This window comes from Chryseobacterium sp. R2ACT005 (genome assembly GCF_049949215.1).
Taxonomy (GTDB): Bacteria; Bacteroidota; Bacteroidia; order Flavobacteriales; family Weeksellaceae; genus Chryseobacterium.
In genome coordinates, this window is record NZ_CP188192.1 from 389,486 (window position 1) to 414,159 (window position 24,674).

At 35.5% G+C, this 24,674-nt stretch carries 25 protein-coding genes; 18 read left to right on the forward strand and 7 right to left on the reverse strand.

Translation table 11 applies throughout. The features are described from left to right. Positions 1-41 precede the first annotated feature (41 nt). Complete coding sequence (locus ACPF63_RS01800) at positions 42-1,034, forward strand: acyl transferase (protein ID WP_426481794.1); 993 nt, start codon at positions 42-44, stop codon at positions 1,032-1,034. Between the two features lie 167 nt (positions 1,035-1,201). After that, complete coding sequence (locus ACPF63_RS01805; protein ID WP_077419128.1) at positions 1,202-1,747, forward strand: hypothetical protein; 546 nt, start codon at positions 1,202-1,204, stop codon at positions 1,745-1,747. 148 nt (positions 1,748-1,895) lie between these two features. Here ACPF63_RS01805 and aqpZ read toward each other — a convergent pair whose 3' ends face one another. Then, positions 1,896-2,612, reverse strand: a complete 717-nt coding sequence (gene aqpZ, locus ACPF63_RS01810) for an aquaporin Z (RefSeq protein WP_034696881.1) — start codon at positions 2,610-2,612, stop codon at positions 1,896-1,898. A gap of 218 nt (positions 2,613-2,830) precedes the next feature. Here aqpZ and ACPF63_RS01815 point away from each other — a divergent pair, with 218 nt between their 5' ends. The 15 genes from ACPF63_RS01815 to ACPF63_RS01885 all read left to right on the forward strand — a co-directional run bounded on the left by ACPF63_RS01815 (position 2,831) and on the right by ACPF63_RS01885 (position 20,382). After that, positions 2,831-3,451: a DUF5715 family protein gene (locus ACPF63_RS01815; protein ID WP_426481795.1), complete on the forward strand. Its 621-nt coding sequence runs from the start codon at positions 2,831-2,833 to the stop codon at positions 3,449-3,451. A 63-nt stretch (positions 3,452-3,514) separates the two neighbouring features. After that, the gene (locus ACPF63_RS01820; RefSeq protein WP_232538996.1) at positions 3,515-4,294 is read left to right on the forward strand and encodes a hypothetical protein; all 780 of its coding nucleotides are present in this window, start codon (positions 3,515-3,517) and stop codon (positions 4,292-4,294) included. Positions 4,295-4,311: 17 nt separating this feature from the next. Next, a complete protein-coding gene (locus tag ACPF63_RS01825) occupies positions 4,312-4,941 on the forward strand; it encodes a hypothetical protein (RefSeq protein WP_077419131.1) in 630 nt (209 codons plus the stop codon). A 200-nt stretch (positions 4,942-5,141) separates the two neighbouring features. Beyond that, positions 5,142-5,723 carry a sensor histidine kinase gene (locus tag ACPF63_RS01830; RefSeq protein WP_228408910.1) on the forward strand — a complete coding sequence of 194 codons (582 nt, stop codon included), beginning with the start codon at positions 5,142-5,144 and terminating at the stop codon, positions 5,721-5,723. Further along, complete coding sequence (locus ACPF63_RS01835; protein ID WP_047386609.1) at positions 5,692-6,369, forward strand: response regulator; 678 nt, start codon at positions 5,692-5,694, stop codon at positions 6,367-6,369. The genes ACPF63_RS01830 and ACPF63_RS01835 overlap by 32 nt, the downstream gene beginning before the upstream one ends. 149 nt (positions 6,370-6,518) lie before the next feature. Beyond that, entirely contained in the window at positions 6,519-7,871 is a 1,353-nt protein-coding gene (locus ACPF63_RS01840; RefSeq protein WP_426481796.1) for a T6SS phospholipase effector Tle1-like catalytic domain-containing protein, read from the forward strand. A 251-nt stretch (positions 7,872-8,122) separates the two neighbouring features. Then, positions 8,123-8,857, forward strand: coding sequence for a hypothetical protein (locus ACPF63_RS01845; RefSeq protein ID WP_077419134.1), 735 nt, complete (start codon positions 8,123-8,125; stop codon positions 8,855-8,857). A gap of 36 nt (positions 8,858-8,893) precedes the next feature. Next, entirely contained in the window at positions 8,894-9,142 is a 249-nt protein-coding gene (locus ACPF63_RS01850) for a hypothetical protein (RefSeq protein WP_077419135.1), read from the forward strand. Between the two features lie 135 nt (positions 9,143-9,277). Then, positions 9,278-11,203: an ABC-F family ATP-binding cassette domain-containing protein gene (locus ACPF63_RS01855; protein ID WP_077419136.1), complete on the forward strand. Its 1,926-nt coding sequence runs from the start codon at positions 9,278-9,280 to the stop codon at positions 11,201-11,203. A 146-nt stretch (positions 11,204-11,349) separates the two neighbouring features. After that, positions 11,350-11,706 carry a hypothetical protein gene (locus ACPF63_RS01860; RefSeq protein WP_228408911.1) on the forward strand — a complete coding sequence of 119 codons (357 nt, stop codon included), beginning with the start codon at positions 11,350-11,352 and terminating at the stop codon, positions 11,704-11,706. 259 nt (positions 11,707-11,965) lie between these two features. After that, on the forward strand, positions 11,966-14,359 hold the full coding sequence (locus ACPF63_RS01865; protein ID WP_426481797.1) for a TonB-dependent receptor: 2,394 nt from the start codon (positions 11,966-11,968) through the stop codon (positions 14,357-14,359). 18 nt (positions 14,360-14,377) lie between these two features. Continuing rightward, positions 14,378-14,965 (forward strand): hypothetical protein, encoded by a 588-nt coding sequence (locus ACPF63_RS01870; RefSeq protein WP_077419138.1) that lies wholly within the window; start codon positions 14,378-14,380, stop codon positions 14,963-14,965. A gap of 138 nt (positions 14,966-15,103) precedes the next feature. Continuing rightward, positions 15,104-16,438, forward strand: a complete 1,335-nt coding sequence (locus ACPF63_RS01875) for a trigger factor (protein ID WP_077419139.1) — start codon at positions 15,104-15,106, stop codon at positions 16,436-16,438. A 240-nt stretch (positions 16,439-16,678) separates the two neighbouring features. After that, the gene (locus ACPF63_RS01880) at positions 16,679-17,365 is read left to right on the forward strand and encodes a hypothetical protein (protein WP_077419140.1); all 687 of its coding nucleotides are present in this window, start codon (positions 16,679-16,681) and stop codon (positions 17,363-17,365) included. 152 nt (positions 17,366-17,517) lie between these two features. Next, a complete protein-coding gene (locus tag ACPF63_RS01885) occupies positions 17,518-20,382 on the forward strand; it encodes a M16 family metallopeptidase (RefSeq protein ID WP_426481798.1) in 2,865 nt (954 codons plus the stop codon). A gap of 76 nt (positions 20,383-20,458) precedes the next feature. Here ACPF63_RS01885 and ACPF63_RS01890 read toward each other — a convergent pair whose 3' ends face one another. Further along, positions 20,459-21,043 (reverse strand): DUF3109 family protein, encoded by a 585-nt coding sequence (locus ACPF63_RS01890; RefSeq protein WP_077419142.1) that lies wholly within the window; start codon positions 21,041-21,043, stop codon positions 20,459-20,461. 6 nt (positions 21,044-21,049) lie between these two features. Then, positions 21,050-21,955 carry a DUF6427 family protein gene (locus ACPF63_RS01895; protein ID WP_077419143.1) on the reverse strand — a complete coding sequence of 302 codons (906 nt, stop codon included), beginning with the start codon at positions 21,953-21,955 and terminating at the stop codon, positions 21,050-21,052. 42 nt (positions 21,956-21,997) lie between these two features. Here ACPF63_RS01895 and ACPF63_RS01900 point away from each other — a divergent pair, with 42 nt between their 5' ends. Then, the gene (locus tag ACPF63_RS01900) at positions 21,998-22,231 is read left to right on the forward strand and encodes a DUF6341 family protein (protein ID WP_047386641.1); all 234 of its coding nucleotides are present in this window, start codon (positions 21,998-22,000) and stop codon (positions 22,229-22,231) included. A gap of 83 nt (positions 22,232-22,314) precedes the next feature. On the opposite strand, the gene ACPF63_RS01905 is transcribed toward ACPF63_RS01900, so the two are convergent. From ACPF63_RS01905 to ACPF63_RS01920, 4 genes are all read right to left on the reverse strand, one after another. Beyond that, complete coding sequence (locus ACPF63_RS01905) at positions 22,315-22,752, reverse strand: universal stress protein (protein ID WP_047386643.1); 438 nt, start codon at positions 22,750-22,752, stop codon at positions 22,315-22,317. 59 nt (positions 22,753-22,811) lie between these two features. Further along, positions 22,812-23,417 (reverse strand): fumarylacetoacetate hydrolase family protein, encoded by a 606-nt coding sequence (locus ACPF63_RS01910; protein WP_426481799.1) that lies wholly within the window; start codon positions 23,415-23,417, stop codon positions 22,812-22,814. Positions 23,418-23,508: 91 nt separating this feature from the next. Next, the gene (locus ACPF63_RS01915; RefSeq protein ID WP_077419145.1) at positions 23,509-23,907 is read right to left on the reverse strand and encodes a putative signal transducing protein; all 399 of its coding nucleotides are present in this window, start codon (positions 23,905-23,907) and stop codon (positions 23,509-23,511) included. A gap of 2 nt (positions 23,908-23,909) precedes the next feature. Further along, entirely contained in the window at positions 23,910-24,674 is a 765-nt protein-coding gene (locus tag ACPF63_RS01920) for a 3'-5' exonuclease (RefSeq protein ID WP_047378883.1), read from the reverse strand.

Genomic DNA, 24,674 nt, shown 5'->3' on the forward strand with positions numbered 1-24,674 from the left:
ATAATTGCTTTATACTGAAGTGATAAGGCGCTCAAAAGATTATGGAATTAAAAAATATATTCAATATACAGACTGAACAGGATTTCCTGAATGCATCATTGAAAACATTTCGCTATCAATATGAAAATGTTGAAATATACAGGAAATTCATCGACTTTCTGAATGTTAATCCTGACGAGGTGGATAGTTTGGTGAAGATTCCGTTTTTGCCTATCGAAATGTTCAAAAATCATCAGATTCTGGATAAGAATATAACAACCGATCTGTTTTTTCAGAGTTCAGGAACAACGCAGATGAATCTGTCAAAACATTTCATTGCAGATCAGGAACTTTATGAAGAAAGTATTTATAAAAGTTTTGAACAGTTTATTGGGAAACCGGAAGACTTTATTTTCCTGGGTTTACTTCCAAGTTATCTGGAAAAACAGCATTCGTCATTGATCTATATGGTAGATTATCTGATGAAAAAATCTGCCAAACCTGAAAACGGATATTTCCTTTATAACCATTCTGATCTTTTTGAGTTATTGAATAAACTTCAGGATAAAAAAGTCATTCTTTTCGGAGTTTCCTTTGCTCTTCTTGACTTCCTGGATTACTGTCATTCCGAAAGAAGCGAAGAATCTCTGAATTTTCTTGAAAATTTAATAGTGATTGAAACCGGAGGAATGAAAGGCAGAAAAGAAGAAATGACGAAAGATGAATTGTTGAAAATCTTAAAGGACGGTCTTAAAACAGATAAAATCTACTCAGAATACTCCATGACAGAGTTGCTTTCGCAAGCGTATTCCCTTGGAAATAATGAATATGAATGTCCTAACTGGATGAGAATCATGGTTCGGAATGCAGAAGATCCTCTGGCCTATGAAAAAGAAGGAAGAACCGGAGCTATTAATATCATTGATCTTGCCAATACCCATTCCTGCTCTTTTATTGCGACGCAGGATTTAGGTAAAATTACAGGTAATAAATTTCAGGTATTGGGAAGAATAGATCATTCTGATATCAGAGGATGCAGTCTGCTGGTTAGCTAATGCTTTGAATATAACAAGACAATTGTGAATAGTCAATTCGCTTTGCTTGTCAATTTTGTATCATAATAAATAAATAGCTTGCGACTTTTGCTGAGTGAAACGTCTTTGCGAACATTAAACAGCAAGTAAATAAAGAACTTTGTAAACATTGTGTTTATATTTTAACAATGATCAAAATAGAAGAACTCATACACGCCTATATCCATTCCCATTGCGATTTTGAAAAAGAAATCGTACTGACCAATTATTTTCAGGCCGATTGGGAAGCAGATATTCTGATCATAGATTCAGAAGGGGGAAGTCATGAAATCGAGATTAAGTTTTCGAAAAGTGATTTTAAAAATGACTTCAAAAAATCATATCTCAATAAAGATACCGGAGAAAAATTTTTGAAGCACGATAAAATTTCCTGTGGAGATTATATGTGTAATTCTTTTAGCTTTTTACTTCCGATGGGAATGATAGATGCTGCCCTTATCCCCGAACACTGTGGAATTATTGAATTTTACCATAACGCAGACACCTGGGAAACCGAATTTTATCTGATCCGCCCACCCAAAAAACTTCATGAAGATTCTTACTGGAAACTGAATGATAAAGATTTTTTTATAAGGAAAATGGCGCTCAATCTTCTTCAGCGTAAAATGGAGATCAAAGGAAAGCATGAAGAACTGATCTTCAAAAATCCTTTTGATATCAAAAAACTGAAATAAAGCCAGGAGATTCTGGTAAATAAAATGATATAATTTTAACGCAAAGTTCAATTTTCTATATTAAAAATTTAGAATAGTGTATTTGTGATCATAAAATAAAAAAATCCTGCCGCCTGACAGGATTTTATCATTGAATATGATTTTAAAATTAATCTGCAATTTCTGCGGTGTCTCTCTGAAGCAAGAACTTGTAAATCAATCCTCCTACAACTCCTCCTAAAATAGGAGCTACCCAGAACAGCCAAAGCTGTGACATGGCAATTCCTCCCATGAAGACAGCCTGTGAAAGTGATCTTGCAGGGTTTACTGAAGTATTTGTAATAGGAATAGAAATCAGGTGAATCAAAGTAAGAGCAAGACCGATAGCAAGACCGGCAAATTTACCGTTGGCCCATTTATCTGTAGCTCCCATGATCACAATAAGGAAAAAGGCAGTTAATAAAAACTCAGCCAGGAACGCAGCTCCCATACTGAAAGCTTTTCCGTTGTAAACGGCCTCTCCGTAAAAGTTCGTGGCAAAATCTCCGGGTTTTGAGAATTCTACCGCTCCTGCACCATTTAGGATTGTATACAGACATCCTGCTGCTACAATGGCTCCCAGACACTGGGCTACGATGTAAGGAATAAGATCTTTGGCAGGAAATCTTCCCCCGGCTAAAAGTCCAAAAGAAACTGCCGGATTAAAGTGTCCTCCTGAAATATGACCTACAGCGTAAGCCATCGTAAGAACAGTAAGACCAAATGCCAAAGCAACTCCTAAAAGTCCGATGCCAATGTCGGGAACACCGGCTGCAAAAACAGCGCTTCCACACCCTCCGAAAACAAGCCAAAATGTGCCGAAAAATTCAGCGAAAAGTTTTTTTATCATGTTGTTTATTATTTATGTATCTCAAATGTAAAATTTAAATCTTAAAGTAAAAAGTTAAAACTGAAAAAAAAACTCAAAAAAGAGTGAACAAAAATTATAAAATCGATAATTTGGTGTAAAGTTTGTTTGGGATTTATTTATACAGTATTATAGTCGGTTTTGAAAGATATAACATAAATGTTTTATCTTTCATTTGTAATTTAAAAGGATGGTGAATGAGAAAGTTTCTTTGTATGGTCTTTGTACCCTTTATTTATAGTTTACATTATTCGCAGGCAGCAAAAAAGGCTTTTCCCTGCTATGATCTTACTACTGTACTGAAGGTTGAGCCTACACCGCTTTACAAACCCCATCTTGATGCCTCAAAGAGTTTTGGAATACAGCTGTTGAAAGACTCCAAAACAGTACAAAAGTATATCAACAAAGGTAAATTCCATAAAATAAAGAAATCTGGTAAAGGATATCAGGTTCAGAGACTTGATTACAGCAGGGCTTATATGGTATCCAAGGCCAAAACTACCCTTGAGAAGATGGGTTCAAAGTTCAGTAAAGATACAAAAGGAGGTACTTTTACCGTTTCATCCATTACCCGGACTCTTGAAGACCAATGCCGGTTGAGAAGAGTAAATTCTAATGCCTCACTAGGGATTAGTTCTCACAATTATGGTAACTCTTTTGACATTTCTTATGTAAGATTCAACAATGTTCTGAAGTACAATCCGAAAATGGAAATCGCTCTGGAGAAAGTTTTAAAGTATTATCAAAATATCGGTAGAATATATTACATTAAAGAAAGACAACAGAGCTGTTATCATATTACAGTGAAAAATTATTAATTAAAATCTTACTTGCGTAGCATGTTTAGTTTATATATTTTTATAGAACTAAAAACTATGCTTATGTCAACATTAAACATTGTAGACTATATGCTGCCTGTAGAAGAATGCAAAGCAGCATCAAACGAATGGAAAGCGTACTTCTCTGACTTTTCCAAAATTCAAAAGCTGATTCCTACCAACTATGTTTTTAATATTTCCAGTGAACACCTTGAGTGGATGAAGGAGTTCAAGGACTATAAAGACTTTTGTGCAGCAGTAGGAGTTTATAGAGATCGTCTGATTCTTATTTTTTACCCTATGAATAACGAAGGGGTAAAAATAGACGTTAAAGAATATCCGTACAGTTTCCTTACCGAGCTTGACAGAGATTTGAGGCTGCAGGAGATTCAGGAATACACTATTGTTAGAAATGCTGTTCTTTCTAAAAATCTTCAAAGCACAGAGAAGAATGCTAATATGGGATTCCCGGTTTCCAATACACCTATTCTTGAGCAGGATATAGCAGTATCAGCTATTGAACGTTGGAGAAACGAAGGTATGGAGTGGTTTTATAAAGAATGTAGAGAAAATGAAGGTATTGGAATTTTCAGAAAATTCTATGTTCCTACCGCGGACCTTTGCCTTGAGGATGATGGTTTGCTGGGTATTACCTGTTCTTTTGGCCTTAGATACAATGATATCTATGGGAAAATGCTGGTAACTCTTATTTTTATTTCTACCCGATCAAATCTTAGAAATTCGGAGCTGGGAGCAGAGACCATTTCCAATACATATGACTGGGCAAAACCATGCCCTCCTATCTGCCGTATTCCGGACGTAGATGTCGGAAGTGGATTTTAAAAACGATAAACTGAGGAATGGCTGAACTTTATAAGGCAATTTTATTCCTGAATTATGCACTGCTTCTATCTGTTATACTGCTGGGAGCAGCAAAATACCGCATATTAAACCAAAAAGAAAAGCCGTATTTTTATTGTATTGCTTTTCTTTTTTTTATTGAACTGCTGAATCTGGCGCTGCCCTATATCTTCAGACTCAATGATACATCATTTCTTTATCCCTTTTATATTGCAGGAGAGTTTTTCTTGCTGACAGGTTTATTTATCAGAAAACTGGATTGGCCGAAATATGTTCTGGGACTTACAGGCCTGCTGGCGGGAGGTTTTATGATTTCAAAATATGGGTTTGACTATCCGTCCAATGCCGATATTGCAAAAGTGGTTTCCAATATTGTTATCATCTGCCTTTCCGGGTTTACCCTGATCCGTGAGATTAAAAACACCTCTGTACAGAATCAGAATCGTTTTATTCTGGTAGATGCCAGTATTTTTTTCTACTATTCTGTTTCGGTATTTATTTTTATCATCCAGCATCAGATTGCAGAACTGTCGGAAAACGATTATTATATTATTCTCAGTGCCAATAATATTCTTTCGAGTATTTTGTACTGTTCATTTTTATATACTTTTATCAAATTAAAGAAGTAACTTTAAATATCAATCTGCTGATCCTTATAATTGTTACCATAACAGTTATAGTATCCTTTATTCTGCTTGCCTACAGAGCTTTTATAACCAGAATTATTAAAGAGAAGAGTGTACAGCATGAGGCTGAAGTTCTTCACCAGAAAAAACTAGTACTGGAAAACATCAAAGCCCAGGAAGAAGAAAGGAAAAGAATTGCAGTAATGATTCATGATGATATCGGAAACCGCCTCAATATTCTTTCTTTATGGCTGAATAACCTCGATACCCAGGGTGATGATCTGATAAAAAAAAATATCTATGGCCAGATGTCTTCCCTGATTGATGCCGCCAGAAGTATTTCCCATTCATTGTACCCTGTAAATCTGGAATCGGTAGGATTGGTTTTATACGTTGAAGAATTAATAGCCAACCTTTCCCATAAAATTAATATATCCCTGCAGGTAATGCCGGGATATGAAAAGAAAGATCTTTTCGTAGAAGTTCAGCTGTACCGGATTATTCAGGAATTTACCACCAATGTGATCAAGCATTCAGATGCAGCAGATCTTTGGATCTATATTAAAGATTATCCTGAAAATATGGCTGTCATTATTTCTGATAACGGACAGGGTTTTGAATATGAAGAAGTGAAAAAAGGAATGGGAATAAAAAATATAGAATCCCGTATCAAATCAATGAACGCAACACACAAATGGAAAAAAACTTTTTTAAATAAAGGAAGTCGTTTAATCATAAAAATTCCAAAATATCATGAGTTCCCAAATCAAACTAGCACTGATTGATGATGAACAGCTGATCCTCGAAGGGGTAAAAATGTTGCTGTCTAATGAAAAAAATATATCGGTATGCCTTACCGCAGATAACGGGCCCGATTTTATAGATGACCTCGGAAAACTTTCAAAAGATGAATTTCCTGATATTGCTCTTGTAGATGTTCAGATGAAACCTATGAACGGTTTTGAACTGGTAGAAATCCTGAAGGAAAAATATCCTGACCTCAAAATCATTATCCTTTCATCTCATTATAAAACCTCTATCTTAGGATATATGGTCAAGCTGGGAGTATCGGCATTTCTTCCCAAAAATTCAAATAAAAAAACATTTATTGATGCCATCACGATGGTTGATAAAAATGGAGTTTTCTTTACGGCAGAAGACCATCAGATGCTTTTTACTTATATGAATGGTTCTGCAAAGAAAAATTCTCTTTTTGAAACAGAAGATGAGCTGTCTGAAAGAGAAAAGGATGTAGTAAAACTGATCTGTCAGGAGTTTACCAATAATGAAATAGGAGAAAAGCTCTTTATCAGCCCCAGAACCGTAGAAAGCCACAGGCAGCGTATTTTGGAGAAGATAGGAGCCAAAAATACTGTAGGAATAGTGATTTATGCTATTATTAACAATATTTATTCCCTTGAAAAAATGTAATCTGATTCCGTAGAAATACGGAATTTTTTATTTGGTACTTTTCACTCTACCTAACCTTGTTTTTCTTCTGTTATTTTGGAATGTCTCTTTTAGGGATTTTATTCAAAAAAACACAAACAAGATCTGTAATAAAAAATTAAAGTAAAAACATGAATGGCAGTAGAGTGATTTCCGTCGGGATTTTCTTTGACGGTACAGGAAATAATGGAGTAAATATTCTTTCACCGGATAAACCGCTGAACAACAATGAGAGTTATTATGGTACTTTCACCAATATCTATAAATTATACAGCTTATTTATTGGTGATGAAAAAATATATATCGAAGGAATTGGAACCGTAACGGGCAGTGAAGATAATAATTTTGCTATGGCAACATGTGCAAATCCACCCTATGGCAACGGATATTCTTCTGATGATAAACTTCAGAAAGCAGGAGATTTTGCACAGCAGATTATCCATGATCAGACAATAGAATACCATTTTTATATATATGGATTCGGGAGAGGAGGAATGCTGGCAAGAACTTTTTGTAATCAGCTTTTAACTCATTATTCTCTGGGAAACTGCAGAATAAAATTTTTAGGAGCTTTTGATACCGTAGAATCCAAACCTTTCAATACTTATAATCTGAATATCCCTGCTCAGGTAGAGAATGCTCTGCATATTTGCGCAGTAAATGAGAGCCGCTTTTTCTTTCCACTTACCGGTTTTTTTGAGAACTCAAAAATAATGGAAGATCAGAAATCAGAAAATGTGTCTTCCGTTTGGAAAGAAATCTTTGTGCCGGGTGATCACGCCGATATCGGAGGAGGATATCTTGAAGGTCCGCAGTCTGTTTATATTTCTACAGACTTCATTCATATTGATGATCTGCATCATTATGTTTCAGATATCAGGAATGAAAAAACCAATGCTGAAGGCAATAAAATCTGGGATGCTCTGCTTTCCGGATATAAAATTGAGACTGCCAATGGTCTTTCACAGGCATATGTGTGCCGGGATAAGGTATACAATGACCTTTCAAAAGTATATGGGAAATTGATGCTGGAAGAAACCAATGCTAAAGTATCCGTTTTCAGTACAGAAAACGATGCCTATTTTGGAACAGATTATAATAAGCATCCCTTTCTCAGTCGTTTTTATATCAAGATAAAAGAATATATAAAAGATCTTTCTGTGGGTAAAAAGCCAATCTATGATTTCGGAAAATTTGCAGACTACACCCATATTTCAGCAAATTTCGGGTTATATAGTAACAGCTTTTTGAAAAGATCCCAGCGGGAAATTACTATTGAATTGATTAATAACGGATTAAATGTTTCCAGCTGTACTTCCGTTGATCAAACCAGCCGGACAAGGCTTTCCGCTGAGCTTCATCTGCCAGAAGACAGTTTTGTTGCAGATTTTCTGTATGGGACCAGTGTTCCCAATAATGATGTCTGGGATCGTTCTATTTTAAAAACACCGGCAGCCATTACATTAAATGAAATTAAGAATTAGTGCCAACGCTTCTCAGTTTTAAATTTAGGTTAGGGGGACATCATGTTAGATGTTCCCTTTTTTATAAGTTAATGATTATCAGTGAGTACAATTACTGAATTTTAAATTTGGTATTTTATACGGTATTTTTTGGATGTTAAATCTCGTTACTTTGAATTGTTCATTTCGCGAAGCTTCAAAATATAATAGGAACAAAGGCGTATTCTGAAAAGCCTAATATCAAAAGAGTAAGAACACCAAAGATTAAAACAATGGAAAAGACACTCATTCAAAGAGCAGGTACTAGAATATTCTCAATTAACTTTGATTTTACCTCAGGGGAACAGAACGAAATTTTACAATATCTGCAGGCAAATGCTTATAGATTAATGGGATACAAAGGGGCAACGGGTACGAACCAGATTACTTCAGGAGTGCCGGCTTGGTTTGCTATTGATTATAGCAATATGTTTGGCATGGTGGATATTGATTATGAACCGGAATATAAAGTATATGTTTTCAATAAATCAATGATTGCTCCCAATACGACAATTCAAATGCAGGCATTATCACAGGAAATACCTTTAGGAACAGCTGTAAGTTTCCATCCAAATGGCTCATTTTCTATTAGGGGGACAGCCCCCGAAGGAGTAATTACGGTAAGAAATGAAAGACCTTTGGGTACTCCAGATCTCACAATAGGACTTGCAGCAAGAGTAGATGGACAATTTTTACCCTTTTGTGCATTTACTTCTAATGCCCAGGGACAGGTGAGTGTGGAGCCTAATGAAAATATAGTTTTATTTGCTGCTCAAACAAATATGAGAGAAGGTACTGTTACAAGTAATGCACTAGCACCAGGATGTGAATTTATGTTCAGTGATAAAAATACAGATTATGATTTACAAATGATTCAGGGAACATATGGTATTACAAATGCACCAGGAGGAGCTTTCGTGGACAAAGTATCTTCAGGACAATCTTTGAGAGAGCTTCTCAATAGATAAAATAATTTTATATCAATCACCAAAAACAAAATAATTATGAAAGTTTCAGAATGGCTTAAAAAAGCAAATAAACTTCTAGATACTTGTGAATATCAAATCAGTATTAAAAATGGGAGTAAACCCATTACAATGTCAGAAGCTAAGACTTTGAATGAATTGCAAGTTGCAATAGGGTCCAACCACGGGATCAAACAGGTAAAATATAAAGAAGCTGAAGCAACCCTTGTAGAAATGATTGCTATGGTAGAAGCAGGGCAGAAAACCCCACCGCTTACTCCGGGATAAGACCTTATAAAATCAATTCATATCCAAAAGAAAGCTGCCCGTTTTGGATAGCTTTTTTTATTTCTGGGCTATTCATTTCTTTTTCCGTATTTTTGCACCCGAAAATTCATTATTCATTACTAATTATCAATTAAAATGCTTTCGGTTCAAAGTTTAGGATTACATCATTCAGGAAATTATTTATTTCAAAATGTCAATTTTACCATCAAAAAAGATGATAAAGTTGGCCTCGTAGGAAAAAATGGAGCGGGAAAATCCACTTTATTGAAAATGCTGTCCAAAGAAATTAATTTCTACGAAGGAGAAGTGGTCACTGAAGGAAGTGTTACCATTGGTTTCCTGAAACAGGATCTTGATTTTGTAAAAGGAAGAACTGTTTGGAACGAAACAATGCAGGCTTTCGAGCAGATTAATGCCTGGAAAAATGAGCTTGAAGAAGTGAATCACCAAATGGCTGTCAGAACAGATTACGAAAGTGATTCCTATACGGATTTGATTAATAAAATGACCGAGCTGAATGACCTTTTAATGAACCACGATGCCTACAATCTTGAAGGTGATATGGAAAAAGTGTTATTTGGTTTAGGATTTAAAGCAGATGATTTCCAAAAGGTTACTGATGAGTTTTCAGGAGGATGGAGAATGAGAATCGAACTGGCAAAATTACTTCTTCAAAAGAATGATATTATGCTTCTCGATGAGCCTACCAACCACCTGGATATGGAATCTATCATCTGGCTTGAAAACTTCCTGAGAGATTATCCGGGAGCTATTGTTCTTGTAAGTCACGATAAGCAGTTTATGACCGCTGTTTGTAACCGTACTTTTGATATTAATAATAAAAAAGTTGACGACTATAAAGCCAACTATACCAAATATCTTGTCATGAGAGAAGATCGCCGTGAAAAGCTGATTCAGGCTAAAAAGAATCAGGATGCGGAGATCAAACAGATGGAAGACAATATTAATAAGTTCCGTGCAAGTGCTACAAAAGCATCTTTTGCGCAGTCTCTTATTAAGAAATTAGATAAAATAGAACGTATCGAAGTTGATAATGAAGACGTTTCAAAATTCAATATCCGTTTCGTACAGTCTATGGTTCCGGGGAAAGTGATCTTCGAAGCAATGAATCTTGGAAAATCTTATGGACAGAAACAGATCTTTGATGATGTAGATTTCATCGTTCAGAGAGGAGACAGAATTGCTCTGTTAGGACAAAACGGACAGGGAAAAACAACTTTGGCTAAAATTCTGGCAGGAGATATCAAAGATTATTCAGGAGCATGGAATCTTGGGCATAACGTTAATATCGGATACTTCGCACAGAATCAGGAAGAGGTTTTAACTCCTAATAAAACGGTTCTTGAAGAAGCAGAGGATGCAGCAACGGAAGAAACAAGACCTAGAGTAAGAGATTTACTAGGATCTTTCCTTTTCCAGGGAGATGCTGTTTCAAAGAAAACAAAAGTACTTTCCGGAGGGGAGAGAAACCGTCTGGCACTTTGTAAACTGTTACTTCGTCCTTTCAACACGTTGATCATGGATGAACCTACCAACCACCTGGATATTCAGTCTAAGGAAATTATCAAGCTTGCACTGCAGAATTTTGAAGGGACTTTAATTGTGATCTCGCACGACAGGGAATTCCTTCAGGGACTTTGTGATAAGATCTATGAATTCCGTGACGGGAAAATGAAAGAATTCCTTGGAGATATCAATGAATATCTTGAATACAGACAAAAGGAAACGATCAGAGAGATTTCTGCAGAAAAAGCCAAACTTCATCAGGAAGTAAAGGTAGAACCTAAGAAAGTGGAAGAAAAACCGGCTGTTAGCACCCCATCTTCAAATATCGTTAGTAAAGAGCAGAAAAATATTCAGAATAAAATTAAGAAAGTAGAAGAGAGAATTTCCGAACTCGAAACAAAAATAGAGGAAATGGAAGCTTCTTTTGCCAAAGAAAATCCTTCAGATGAAACCTTAGAAAAATACAATAAAACTAAGGAAGACCTGGATACAGCTCTACAGGAGTGGGAATATCTTGGTACACAGCTTGATTAAAAAAATAGAAATGCTTCATAAACTAAAAATTATGAAGCATTTTTTTTGTAACAAAATACTTTTCATTTCTACCTATTATCAATAAGTCATAAGTAATTTAATAAAAGTTTAAGGAAACAATTGAATTATTTTCATAATTTTGAACCATGATTTTTAAAGAAAGCAGAAACCTAAAGAGTTTTATCTCCAAGCTATTGTTTGGAGTATATTTCCTCGCGCTGCTTTCTCAGAGCTTTCACCATCACGATGCTGTAGATTATTTTAAGGTTTTCAATCTTAAAAAAACAGAGAATACGGTGACGAAAGCAGTTACTAAAGAGAAAGCTGGCGACTGTCTGGCCTGCCACTTTTTGGTTACCGGACATACATTAGCTCCTGAAGAATTCAGCTTTACTGTTGAGCATTACAGCCATGAGGTAAAACAAATCATCGCCATTCAGGAGAAAATCTGGTCACAGACCAAATTCAATTTCCAGCTTCGGGGACCTCCCACAATTTCATAATTCATAGATTCTATAGGGTTTAAAGTTTAATACTTTAAGTTCAATGTTTAATGCTTAAAAATTTAAAGTTTTAGGTTTAAAGTTTTAAGTTGTTGGAAAACAACTGATAGTTTGTAATTAATATTAAATAATGTCCAGTTACTAATTTCTAACCTCTAACTTCTCATCATTAATACATTTTACAATTAAATTAACCCTTCCCACAAATTTTAACGAAAATGTACCCTATTGAAAAGGGTACGCAATCAATCTATTTACAATGAAATTGATATATTGCCTGCTGCTGATCTTTTGCGGATCAGTATTTATAAGTGCACAAAAAACCTATACTGTTGAAGGAACCGTTCAGGATTTTCATGATAAAACCATGTTGGAAAATGCTGTGATTAAAATCGGAAACCTTACAGCTAAAACAAACAAGAAAGGTCAATTTTCTTTTGACAAAATTCCTGCAGGAAAGTATACACTCATTGCACAACATCCTGATTGCAATGATTATACTGAAAATATAGGAGTTGATCAGAATGTTCAGCTGGTTATTACACTGGAACATCACGTCAAAGACATCGAAACTGTTACAGTTCACGGAAGTCACAAGAACAATGGAAGCATGGTTGTGAAAACTATTGATAAATCAATGATTTCAAGAAATGTTACCGAAAACCTAGGGAATTTATTAACCAATATTTCTGGTGTTAACGTTCTGAAAACGGGGAACAATATTGCAAAACCTATTATTCATGGGCTTTATGGAAGTAGAGTTTCCATTCTGAATGATGGAGTAAAACTTGCCGAACAGGAATGGGGAGTAGAACATGCTCCCAATGTAGATGTTAATAATTTTGAACATATTGATGTAATAAAAGGAGCATCTGCTTTGAAATATGGAAGTGGAGCCATAGGTGGAGTTGTTGTTTTACAGCCTCAGATCTTGCCTAAAAAAGATACCATCATGGGAAATGTTTCTCTTTCCGGGATCTCTAACGGAAGAGGGGCTGACCTTAATGTAAAACTTGCAAAAACCTGGGAAAATGGCTGGGCAATAAAAACCAATGGGAGCTATAAAAAACTGGGAGATCTTGAAGCGCCGGATTATGGCTTGATGAATACAGGGCTTGAAAGTTCCGGATTTAATTTTGGAGTTCAGAAGATGACATTTGAAAAAGGGTTCTCTTTTGATTATTATCTGACAAAAAGCACTGTTGGAATACTTAGAAGCTCTCATGTTGGAAATTCAGAAGATCTGCGTAATGCTCTTACTGAATCAGAGCCAATTTACCAAAGAGATTTTAGTTATGATATTGATAATCCTAAACAGGAAATTGAACATCATATTGCCAAAGTATCAGCTTACAAAAGGTTTGAAAATTTCGGAAAAATAACGGCTACTTATAGTTTTCAGTACAATCATAGAAAAGAATATGATATCAGACGTACGGAACAGCTTAGTAAAAAACCGGCATTGGATCTTGAGCTGATAACCAATGATCTGAACGTGAATCACCTGATAGAAAGAGGAAAATGGAATCTTGAAACAGGAATTAATGCAGGATATCAAAACAACTATTCCAATACTCAGACGGAGGCAAGACGCCTTGTTCCAAACTATGACAGATATTATGCAGGAATTTATTCTGTACTAAAATATAAAATTACTCCTCAATTGGATTTTGAATTGGGAGGCCGATACGATTATGATCATTATGATGTAACAAAATGGTATGATCTGAGCGATTGGAATAAACAATATGCTGCAGATTATTCAGACTTTGTTGTAAGAATTAACCAAAACAGAATTCTTACAAAGCCATCTTTAAGTTATAATAATATTTCAGTGAACGGAGGAATTGTCTATCATCCATCTGAATATTTTGATTTGAAATTCAATTATGCAAGAGTTTCAAGATCTCCGAATGTTGCAGAACTTTTTGCAGACGGACTTCACCATTCAGCAGCCATTATTGAAAGAGGAGATATGAGAATGAAAAGTGAAACAGGACATCAGTTTAATTTAGTGGCAGATGTAAAAGCAAATGTCTTGAAAGGATTAAACATTTCGGTAAACCCTTACTTCTTTTATACTCAGAATTTTATCAATCAGATTCCTACAGGATATCAGAATACACAGTGGGGAGGAGCTTTTGTAGTGTATAACTATCAGCAGATCAATGCAAGAATGTATGGGCTAGATATTGATGCCCAGCTTAAAATTACAGATAATCTGACTTATAAAGGAAGCGGATCTTATGTTTATGGCCAGGATACAACTCACAATGTCCCGCTTATTCTCATGATGCCTCCGAATTTTAATAATTCACTGGAATTCAATAAAAAAGAATGGAAAGGTTTTTATTTTACAGTAAGTAATAATACTTATTTAAAGCAAACAAGATTTCCAACTTATAACGTTCCAATCAGATTATTTGATTCCGACGGAAATGCTTACAACCAGGAAGTAGATATTTCTACACCTCCAAACGGATATTCGCTTTGGAACATTCAGACAGGGGTAAATCTGTCTAAAAATTTCGGAATTGATTTTTCAGTTCGAAATGTATTTGATAAGTCTTACAGAGATTACCTGAACAGACTTCGTTTCTTTTCCAACGAAATGGGAAGAAACTTTATTTTAACTTTTAAATATCAATTTTAATTACTTAAAATCAAAAAAATGAAAAATATTTTTAAAAATACAACACTTGTCTTAGGACTTTTATTCTTAGCTGTTTCTTTAAGCTTAACTTCCTGCAACAGAAGTGATGATGAAGCAGATGATCTTCCTCAGGAAGAACTTTCAGATGTTCTCTTAAAAGTTACAGATGTTGCTACAGGAACTCCCGTTGTATATGACTACCAGGTGAATAGTACAACCAATCCTAATGTTAAATTAATAAATGGCCATACTTATAATGTAGAAGTTATTTTTAAGAATGGTGACGAAGATGCTACTCAGGAAATTAAAGATGCAAAAGACGAACATTTCTTGGTGTATAACTTTCCCAACTCTGATATCACTTTAACCCGTACAGACGATGCCAGCTCTACAAGAGGTGATGGTAGCCGTGTTGGATTAAAAACAAAATGGGTGGTAAATACTGCCGTAAAAAATACATCTGTACCTAGTCAGCTGGTTCTTACATTATTCCATGAGCCTGTAACCGTTTCTGAAGCTTCTGCTGTAAGTGGAAATGGAGTGATTTACGGAACTCATACAGGAGGTGAAACTGATGCACAGGCCAACTATAATATTATTAATTAATATACCTTTAATCTTGTTTGAACCACCGGAATTCTCCGGTGGTTTTTTATTTAACAATATTTGGCGTTATAAGTTGATTTTAAATGGGTGATTTTCATAAAAAATTCATATTTTTGCAACCTAAAATTTTAATCAATAATGAAGGTTACCGCACAAAACCATGATGACGTAAGTGCATTGCTTACAGTAACATTGGAAAAATCTGACTACAAAGAAAAAGTAGAGAAGCAGTTGATTAATTATGCTAAAAATGCGCAAGTTCCTGGATTCAGAAAAGGGAAAGTGCCTTTGAGTATGGTTAAAAAACAATATGAAGCAGGTATTGCATTCGAAGAAATCAACAGACAAGTTTCTGATGCTTTAAACAACTATGTTAATGAAAACAAATTAAGATTAGTTGGTCAGCCTGTTCCTCAGCCAGTAAACGAATTAGATTACAATGCTGATCAATTAGAAGTTGCTTTCGAAGTTGGATATGAGCCTGAATTCACTATAGATTTAGCTAAGTATGAAGCTCCTCACTACAAAGTAGAAGCTTCTGACAAAGAAATCAGCAAGAGTATTGAAAACATGCAGAAGCGTTTCGCTGAGCAGGTTCCTCAAGATAAAATCACTAAAGATTCTTACATTGCTTTAGAAGTTTCTCAGGTTGTGGAAGAAGATGCTGAAGGAGAGCACCACCACCACCCAAAAAACCTTACCATTACTGCTGAAAACAAAGAAGCTTTCAAATTGGTAAAAGGTTTGAAAATGGAAGGTTCTGTAAAAGTAACGAAAGAAACTCTTGCAGGTGACGAAGAATTAGCTAAAGAATTAGGATTCAGCAAAGAAGAAGTTGAGCACTTACACCACAATGAATTAGAAGTAAAAGTAAAAGACTTCTATACATTAAATTTAGCTGAACTTAACCAGGACTTATTCGACAAAGTATACGGAGAAGGAAACATTAAGACTGAAGAGGAGCTTAAAGATAAAGTGAAAACTGAATTAGACGAGTACTTCCAGCAAAATGCTGATGTTCACTTTGTGAATAAAGTATTAGAGCAGGTAACTGATAAAGAAGAAGTAAAACTTCCTGAGACGTTCCTTGTGAAGTGGTTATTATTCTCTAACCAGAACATCCAGTCTGAAGCACAGGCTCAGGAAATTCTTGAAGCTGAGAAAAACCAATTGAGATATCAGATCATCGAAGGTAAATTGATGACTGAAAACGAAATCAACCTTGACTATGCTGATGTATTGGCTCAGGCTGAGCAGTTAGTTAAAAATCAATTGGCAATCTATGGAATTCACCACCTTGGTGATGAAGAAATCCAAAAATATGCTGTTGAAATGTTGAAAGACCAGGAGCAGGTAAGACAAATTTCTTCTGAAGTAGCTATGGCTAAATTGAAAGATGTAATTCTTGAAAAAGCGAGCAAAAAAGAAACTAAAATTTCTCACGACGAATTTTTAGAAGAACTTAAGAAATAATTATACTCAGATATAAATATTTGAAAACCGTCAATTTTTTTGACGGTTTTTTTGTTATAAATCTATGTATAGGAATTACACCAAATGTACCATGAAAGCTTATTGGTGAGATGATCTTTCTTGTTTTTGTTTCATGTGTTCTTATTGATCATTCATCAACGCTCATGTATTATTTATTTCTGCTCCGGTATGTATGTCCGCCAATATTCCTATATTTACCCTTTAAACTTTATTATAAATATGAAAAAGATCATCATTCCATTTTTCTGTGCTGTACTTTTTTCAGTACCGGCAGCGGCTCAGAAGAAAGGGGCTGCATCTGCTAAAACAGAAGCTGTAAAATCCAAACTTACCTCTAAAGAAGTTGTTGACAACTATTTCAAAGCATTAGGAGGAAAAGATAAATTGGAAGCTATAAAATCTACCATTACTGATAACACGGTTTCTGTGCAGGGAATGGAAATTCAAATGACGACTAAAAAATTAGGAAATAAATTCAAGTCTGTACAATCGCTGATGGGGAAAGAAATGATTCAGCTTTTTGACGGTGAGAAAGGGTACTTTGATCAGATGGGAAATAAAACAGATATTCCTGCTGATAAGATTGCTGAGCTGAAAAAAGGAAAGCCAATTGATGCTTTAGCTTTTGATGCTTCTAATTTTCCAAACGTATCCACAGAAAAATTAGACGGAAAAGATTATAATGTATTGTCTTCAGATAAAGGAAAATTTTATTTCGATGCTGGAACAGGACTTTTGTATAAAACCAATGCAGGAGAAGGAAATGCTACTATCAAAAGCTATATGACCGTAGATGGAATACAGTTCCCTGCCGAAGTAGATGCTGAAGGTGGAGGTCAGAAAATGACAATTAAAACGACCAAAATTGTGATCAACTCCGGAGTTACGGATGCTGATTTTAAATAGAAAATTACTTTTTAAGATATTAAAACCGGGTATTGCCCGGTTTTTTTAATATATAAATAAATTTAACTCAAATTTAACTATAAAATAGAATCTGTAATTTCCTCACATTGTGAATAAATGGTAGTTTTAAGCTGTAAATAAAATCAAATACCATGAAAAAAGTCTTATCTTCATTTGCGGCCATCTTTTTGATGTCGGCAAATGCCTTTGGACAGAATATTCCAGTGGATCCTTCTGTACGAATTGGTACCCTTTCCAACGGAATGAAGTACTACATCAAAAAAAACACCTTACCGGAAAAAAAAGTAGATTTCCGTTTGGCAATCAATGCCGGATCTATTCTTGAAGATGAAAATCAAAGGGGATTGGCTCACTTTATGGAGCACATGAACTTCAACGGAACCAAAAATTTTCCAGATAATAAATTAGTAGACTTTTTACAGTCCATCGGCGTAAAGTTTGGTCAGCACCTTAATGCTTATACCAGCTTTGACGAAACGGTTTATATGCTTCCTGTTCCATTGGATAAACCAGGAAATCTGGATGCCGGACTGAAAGTAATGGAGGACTGGGCTTTTAATGCAACCCTTTCTGATGAACAGATCAATAAAGAAAGAGGAGTGGTATTGGAAGAGCTGAGATTAGGTCTTGGAGCAGATAAAAGAATGATGGATAAATATCTTCCGAAGTTTTTATATAAATCTCAGTATGCAGAAAGACTTCCAATCGGTAAAAAAGAAGTATTGGAAAACTTCAAGCCTGATGTTATCCGAAAATTCCACCAGGATTGGTACAGACCGGATTTGATGGCAATTGTAGTAGTAGGAGATATCAACGTGGATGAAATTGAAAAAAAGATCAAGGATAATTTCAGTAAATATAAAAACCCTTCAAAACCGAGAGAAAGAAAATCTTTTGATCTTCCGAATCATAAAGAAACACTGGTAGCGATTGAAACAGATCCTGATGCTACCAATTCTATGGTACAGTTTATCATGAAAGATGCTGATGCCTACAAGCCGGATGTAACAGTAGAGCAGTACAATCAGAGTCTTGTGGAAAACCTTTCAACAACTATGCTGAACAACAGATTGAGAGAACTGATCAACTCTACAAATCCACCTTTTACTTTCGGATCAGTATATCATGGAGGAACCTATGCAAGAAGCAAGGAAGCTTTCCAGGGATTTGCCATGGTGAAAGAAGGAAACCAGCTGAATGCGTTAAAAGTTTTATTGGAAGAGGTTGAAAGAGCAAAAAGATTCGGATTTACACAGTCTGAACTTGACAGAGCGAAATCTCAGGTGCTTTCCAACCTTGAAAGATCTTATAATAACAAAGATAAAACAGAAAGTGACATGCTTGTAGATGAGTATGTAAGAAACTTCCTGGAGCAGGAACCAATGCCTGGAATTGCATGGGAATATGAAGATACCAAGTCTTTCCTGCCATCTGTTACCCTTGCGCAGACCAACGAAATCATCAAGAAAATGGTGAAAGATGACAGCAGGGTCATTGTAATCACAGGGCCTAAGAAAGATAATGTAGCTATGCCTACAGAAGCCATGGTTATGAATACATTCGAAGCTGTAAAAATGGCTGATCTAAAACCGTATGAAGAAAAGGCTACTATCAAAAATTTAGTAAAACCTTTCAAATCTGAAGGGAAAATTGCTAAAACAGAAACGGATGCCAAGTTGGGAACAACAACGTGGACATTAAGCAACGGTGCTAAAGTGACTTTCAAGAAAACTGACTTTAAAGATGACGAAATTGTATTTACTGCAAGAAGCTTAGGAGGAAGTTCTCTTATTCCGGATGTTGATTACAATAAGACACAGTTTGCATTCTCTGCATTAACAGAAGCAGGAGTGGGTGGATTCTCTAAAGCAGACCTTACTAATTATCTTGCAGGTAAACAGGTGAATGTAAATCCAATGGTAACCTCTCTTTTTGAAGGTGTTTCCGGAAGAACAAGCCAAAAAGATTTAGGAACAGCTCTGGAGCTTATGTATGCTTATTTTACAAGCTTAAATTACAATCCGGCTTCCTTCAATGCATATAAAGAAAAACAGTCTGCAATGCTGAATAACCTGTTGTCTAATCCTCAGGCTTATTTCTCTAATGAGCATGCAAAATTTATGAATCAGAAGAACCCTAGATTTATTGGGGTGTTCCCAATGGAAAAAGACTGGGCGAATACAGACTATAAAAAAGCATACGATATTTATAAAGATAAATTTGCCAATGCCGGAAACTTCCAGTTCTATTTCGTAGGAAATATTGACGAAACGAAGTTTAAAAATGAAGTCCTTCAGTATATTGCAAGCCTGCCATCATCAGGAAAAGCTACAATGTTCAAAGATACCGGATACAGAACAATCACCGGAGATTATACAAAAGTGTATAAAAAAGGAAAAGATCCTAAGAGTATGGTATCTATCTCGTATAGTGGAGAAGCACCTTACAACGAAAAAGAAGCTTTAGCATTATCTGCTCTTGGAGAAGTCGCTACCATAAAAGTTATCGAGAAATTGAGAGAAGACGAAAGCGGTATCTACGGTGGAGGCGCAAGAGGAGGAATGAACAGAATTCCTTATGGTACTTACAGCTTTGGAATTAACTTTCCTTGTGGTCCGGAAAATGCAGATAAACTGACCAAGAGTGCTATTACTGAGCTTCAGAAGCTGATTGATAACGGCCCTGAGCAGAAAGATCTGGATAAGTATAAAGAAGGAGAATACAATGATAATAAAACAGAACTTAAAGACAATATGTTCTGGATGAATGCTATTGCTAAAAACCAATTAGACGGAAGTGATAAATATGACATCCTGAATTACCAGGAAAAAGTAAAGGCACTTACCGTAAAAGATCTTCAGGATGTTGCTAAAAAATACCTTACAAAAGGTAGAATTGTAGCGACTTTGATGCCGGAAGACGGTTGGGAAAAAGCTAAAAAAGATGAAACTAAAAAAGCAGAAGTAACTGCTGTAAAAGTAGGAGCAGCTAACTAGCCGTACTTTTTTATCTACAATAAGAAAACCGCAGAGAAATCTGCGGTTTTTGTTATTTTATTCAAATCCTGATTGGTTAAGAACCATATTCTTTTTTCCATTCCTCAGCGGCTTCACTTAGAACGTTGTAGAACTCTTCTCCGTATTTTCTTGTCAATGGCGTCTTTAAAAACTTATAGACAGGAACCTGAAGTTCTTTTCCAAGCGTACACGCATCGCTGCATACATTCCATTCATGATAATTCAAAGCAGTGAATGCAGAATATTCTGTAACACGAATAGGGTACAGGTGGCAGGAAATTGGTTTCTGCCAGTCTACAGCACCATCTTCATAGGCTTTTTCAATACCACATTTGGTAATCCCTTTTTCGTCAAACGTTACATAAGCACATTCGCGGTCCTCCACCATAGGAGTAACATACATTCCGTCGTGCGGATCAGTAGTCCATGTTCCTTGTTCTTCAAGGGCTTTGATGCCTTCCTGAGTAAGATAAGGTTTTATTTTATCAAAAATACTGTCCAATATCTCAAGCTCGTCTTTATCTAACGGAGCCCCTACATCTCCTTCCACACAACATGCACCTTTACATTTCGTAAGGTTGCAAACAAATTCTTCGGAAAAAATTTCCTCAGAAATCAATTTATCGTCTATCTGAATCATAATTTTTTAAAATAAATCAAAAACTGTACCTGCTTTAAAGGTCAGTAAGCTAATAATAATAAGCCATACACTGGCTTCACGCATCCAGTACTTAGGTAAAAACCTCATCATTCTGCTTAAAATAATACTTGAAGGGAACGCCAGAAGCAGCAGATATTCATAGCTCTTATTCATATACAGGATGATGGAAACAAGCTGTGCCATCGAAAACACCAACAGGAAAGTATATTTATACCTGCTTATCGGGCTTTTCTTATTATAGTTTTTAAAATGGTCATATACCGCATAAATAAGCATCAGAACCACAGGAATCAGTGGCAGAAGCTCCGTGTAATCCGTTACGGGTTTCATCTTTCCAAACGGAAAATAATCTATATTCCAGGAAGTGAACTGAAAAAAATACATCACAGAAAAATAACTGAAGGTAATCAGAACAGTTCCCAGCAGGAATCTGAATAGGTTCAAAGTGATTTTGGCAGAGGTAGCAATCACGTGAATGATCACAAAAACAGCCATCGGCCAGGTGGTAGGAAGGAAAATAAAATTCAATGCCACAATAGATCCTACCAATACATACGACTTCTTTCTGATATCTTCATCCGCACTTGTCAGAAGAAGGATAAGAAAGGAGTTTGTAAGCAGCGAAACAGCAATCCCAATATCCAGATTTCCGGGATATAGCCCGAAAATGAAAAAAGTATATAAGAATAATGGAAGATGAGTCTGATAATTAAGGGCAATACTGTGAAAACAAAAATATCCCAAAGCAATTCCCAGAAAAGTTATTCCGGCAACAATAGCTTCATAAGTGTTGAAATTCAGTATGTTAAATATTATGACTACTAAAAGAAGAAAACCAATATAAACAGGTATTGAAAAAATATTGCTTTCTTTTGAAAGTAATTTAAACATTTTTTATAAATTTGTACAAAGTTAATTTAAAAAAGGAAAATAATGACGTCTTTCTTTCTATTCTTAAGTAAAGTTTTCAAATGGACTTTCGGTTTCTTTGATACTTTCGGTAATGTTTTAAACTGGATTTTATTTGCGGTTTGCTGTGTATTATTTACTTATTGGTGCTATGTACTTGTAGTAACACTAGGTGGAGACAAAGACAAAGACTATTATTCTCCAACGGAAGGTAAGAATCCTTACTACGATCCGAATATCTACAAAAAAGAAGGTTAATTAATTGGTTATATAGTAAAAAACCGATCAAACAATAGGGTTTGATCGGTTTTTTTATTACTAACGATTAAAATTTCTTTTTCTTAGTCGTGAATTGGAAGTACCAATACAGGAATATTTGAACTTTTTGTGATTCCTTTCGTTAAACTTCCCACGAATACATCATAAATTCCGCTTCTGCCATGTGATCCCATCACAATATAATCTGCATTTTTTTCCTTTGCATGTTCCAGGATAATATCTTTGGCAAGCCCTTGTTTTAAAAGGTGCTCACAATCAATATCATGAGCGATGATTCTTTGCTCAATTTTATTAAGCTGTACCAGCTCTTCTCTGATTTCATTGGCTTCCACTTCCGGAAAATATTGAAATCCCATATCACCAATGGCAAAGCCGATATCTGATGGCGCTACATGGATAAGGTAAATTCTGCCGTTAAGCTGTTTTGCAAATTTTATGGCACCGTCTACCAATTGGTCTGTCTTGTCCCCAAAATCTACGGGTAATACAATATTTATCATAACCTCTAATTTTGTTACCTAAAGATAGGGAAAATTTGCCAAACTCTGATGTTAAATACTTATAATATTCGGATATCAAGGATTTTTTCCTCTTCGAGATAGGCTTCCAGAATGTCATTTTCTTCTACTTTTCCAACTCCTTTTGGAGTTCCGGTGAAAATAAGGTCACCCACTCTTAATGTAAAATACTGAGAAGCAAAAGCAATAATATCATCAAAATTGAACATCATATCTTTTGTGTTACCATCCTGTACCTTTTCTTTGTTCTTTAATAATGAAAACTGAAGATGATCAAGAGTAAAGCTGTCTTTTTTAAAGAAACTGCTTACCACAGCAGAACCATCAAAACCTTTGGCAAGCTCCCAAGGAAGTCCTTTTGATTTTAGCTCACTCTGAAGGTCTCTGGCTGTGAAATCTATTCCCAGACCTATTTCTTCATAATGCTTGTTTGCTGTTTCTTTCTGAATATATTTTCCTCCCTTGGAAATTTTTAATACCACTTCAAGCTCGTAGTGAATATCATTTGAGAATTCTGGAATATAAAAATCATTTCCCTTTAGAACCGCTGTATCCGGCTTCATAAAAATAACAGGATTCTCAGGAATTTCGTTTCCTAATTCTTTTGCATGCTCACTATAGTTTCTTCCTATGCAGATAATTTTCATAGCTCTTTTTATTTATTTTTTTTGACTTCGTCATTGCAAGAAACGAAGTAATCTTTTATCAGATGGGGTAAAGTGTATTAATTCTTATTGATTAATGGGTGAATTCATTCCCGCAATAATAACATTTGAATTTATGACTCGTCAGAAAAGAAATTCCAAAGAAACTGGTTGCGCTGTCATCTCTGTAAATATGATTAGAACCACATTTTGGACATACAAAATCAAACTCAGGATCTTCAATAGTGTGTTCTACTTCCAGCGAATACTGTTCATTATCCTTATAATCCTGTAATGCTTGTTTGGCTTTTTCCAGATCTTCTTCAAATACCTGAAGCTGTATACCGCCTACGGCCTGCGACAGAAGCCAATCCGATTGGATTAGCTGTTCATTCGCAATGAAGCTGTTGATATCATTTTCAGCCAATATCTGCTTGTCCCTGTTAGCTTCAAGGGCAGTTTCATAAAATTTAAAACGAACGAGATCAGACATATTTAAAATCTGCTTGAGAGTTGAATTTTTGTAAAAACCTTCTTCGTATACAACGGAAAGTCAGCATTCTGAAGCCATCCGAAATATCCTAAATCTTTTTGAAATACAGCTTTCACACCCTGGCCTTTATATTTTCCAAAGTTGAAGACTTCTTCCATTTTTTCGTTATATCCGATAAATCCGGCAAGATCTGCATTCTTATTATGGAATGTAAACTCGCTTAGCGGTGCTATCTCATTCGGAATATCATCATATTTTCCTACTTGTGCATCCAGAACTTCAAAGGTTGCCATTACATCAGCTTCCGCAGAATGGGCATTTTCCAATGTTTTTCCACAGTAAAACTGGTAAGCAGCGCCTAAGTTTCTAGGTTCTTTTTTATGGAAAATAGTCTGTGCATCTACCAATCTGAATTTACTCAGATCAAAATCCATTCCTACTCGTAAAAGTTCTTCAGCCAAAAGCGGAACATCAAATCTGTTGGAGTTAAATCCTCCCAGATCACTTCCGGTAATCATTTCCATAATTTTAGAAGCAATGTCTCTGAAGGTAGGAGCATCCTTAACGTCTTCATCATAAATTCCGTGGATCTCGCTGCTTTCTTTAGGAATAAGCATTTCCGGGTTGACGCGCCATGTTTTGCTTTCTCTGGAGGCATCAGGATTTACTTTTAAGATGCAGATTTCAACAATTCTGTCTTTTCCGATGTTGGTTCCTGTTGTTTCAAGGTCAAAAATACAAAGTGGTTTATGGAGTTTTAAATTCAT

Bases quoted from the DNA above. Each gene is read 5' to 3' on its own strand.
- ACPF63_RS01905 (WP_047386643.1), bottom strand. From the start codon at position 22,752: ATGATAAATATTGTATTACCCGTAGATTTTGGGGACAAGACAGACCAA.
- ACPF63_RS01855 (WP_077419136.1), top strand. From the start codon at position 9,278: ATGCTTTCGGTTCAAAGTTTAGGATTACATCATTCAGGAAATTATTTA.
- ACPF63_RS01900 (WP_047386641.1), top strand. From the start codon at position 21,998: ATGACGTCTTTCTTTCTATTCTTAAGTAAAGTTTTCAAATGGACTTTC.
- ACPF63_RS01840 (WP_426481796.1), top strand. From the start codon at position 6,519: ATGAATGGCAGTAGAGTGATTTCCGTCGGGATTTTCTTTGACGGTACA.
- ACPF63_RS01860 (WP_228408911.1), top strand. From the start codon at position 11,350: ATGATTTTTAAAGAAAGCAGAAACCTAAAGAGTTTTATCTCCAAGCTA.
- ACPF63_RS01895 (WP_077419143.1), bottom strand. From the start codon at position 21,955: ATGTTTAAATTACTTTCAAAAGAAAGCAATATTTTTTCAATACCTGTT.
- ACPF63_RS01885 (WP_426481798.1), top strand. From the start codon at position 17,518: ATGAAAAAAGTCTTATCTTCATTTGCGGCCATCTTTTTGATGTCGGCA.
- ACPF63_RS01870 (WP_077419138.1), top strand. From the start codon at position 14,378: ATGAAAAATATTTTTAAAAATACAACACTTGTCTTAGGACTTTTATTC.
- ACPF63_RS01835 (WP_047386609.1), top strand. From the start codon at position 5,692: ATGAGTTCCCAAATCAAACTAGCACTGATTGATGATGAACAGCTGATC.
- ACPF63_RS01820 (WP_232538996.1), top strand. From the start codon at position 3,515: ATGTCAACATTAAACATTGTAGACTATATGCTGCCTGTAGAAGAATGC.
- ACPF63_RS01850 (WP_077419135.1), top strand. From the start codon at position 8,894: ATGAAAGTTTCAGAATGGCTTAAAAAAGCAAATAAACTTCTAGATACT.
- ACPF63_RS01920 (WP_047378883.1), bottom strand. From the start codon at position 24,674: ATGAATTTAAAACTCCATAAACCACTTTGTATTTTTGACCTTGAAACA.
- ACPF63_RS01825 (WP_077419131.1), top strand. From the start codon at position 4,312: ATGGCTGAACTTTATAAGGCAATTTTATTCCTGAATTATGCACTGCTT.
- ACPF63_RS01910 (WP_426481799.1), bottom strand. From the start codon at position 23,417: ATGAAAATTATCTGCATAGGAAGAAACTATAGTGAGCATGCAAAAGAA.
- ACPF63_RS01875 (WP_077419139.1), top strand. From the start codon at position 15,104: ATGAAGGTTACCGCACAAAACCATGATGACGTAAGTGCATTGCTTACA.
- ACPF63_RS01830 (WP_228408910.1), top strand. From the start codon at position 5,142: ATGATTCATGATGATATCGGAAACCGCCTCAATATTCTTTCTTTATGG.
- ACPF63_RS01915 (WP_077419145.1), bottom strand. From the start codon at position 23,907: ATGTCTGATCTCGTTCGTTTTAAATTTTATGAAACTGCCCTTGAAGCT.
- ACPF63_RS01815 (WP_426481795.1), top strand. From the start codon at position 2,831: ATGAGAAAGTTTCTTTGTATGGTCTTTGTACCCTTTATTTATAGTTTA.
- ACPF63_RS01845 (WP_077419134.1), top strand. From the start codon at position 8,123: ATGGAAAAGACACTCATTCAAAGAGCAGGTACTAGAATATTCTCAATT.
- ACPF63_RS01880 (WP_077419140.1), top strand. From the start codon at position 16,679: ATGAAAAAGATCATCATTCCATTTTTCTGTGCTGTACTTTTTTCAGTA.
- ACPF63_RS01890 (WP_077419142.1), bottom strand. From the start codon at position 21,043: ATGATTCAGATAGACGATAAATTGATTTCTGAGGAAATTTTTTCCGAA.
- ACPF63_RS01805 (WP_077419128.1), top strand. From the start codon at position 1,202: ATGATCAAAATAGAAGAACTCATACACGCCTATATCCATTCCCATTGC.
- ACPF63_RS01800 (WP_426481794.1), top strand. From the start codon at position 42: ATGGAATTAAAAAATATATTCAATATACAGACTGAACAGGATTTCCTG.
- ACPF63_RS01865 (WP_426481797.1), top strand. From the start codon at position 11,966: ATGAAATTGATATATTGCCTGCTGCTGATCTTTTGCGGATCAGTATTT.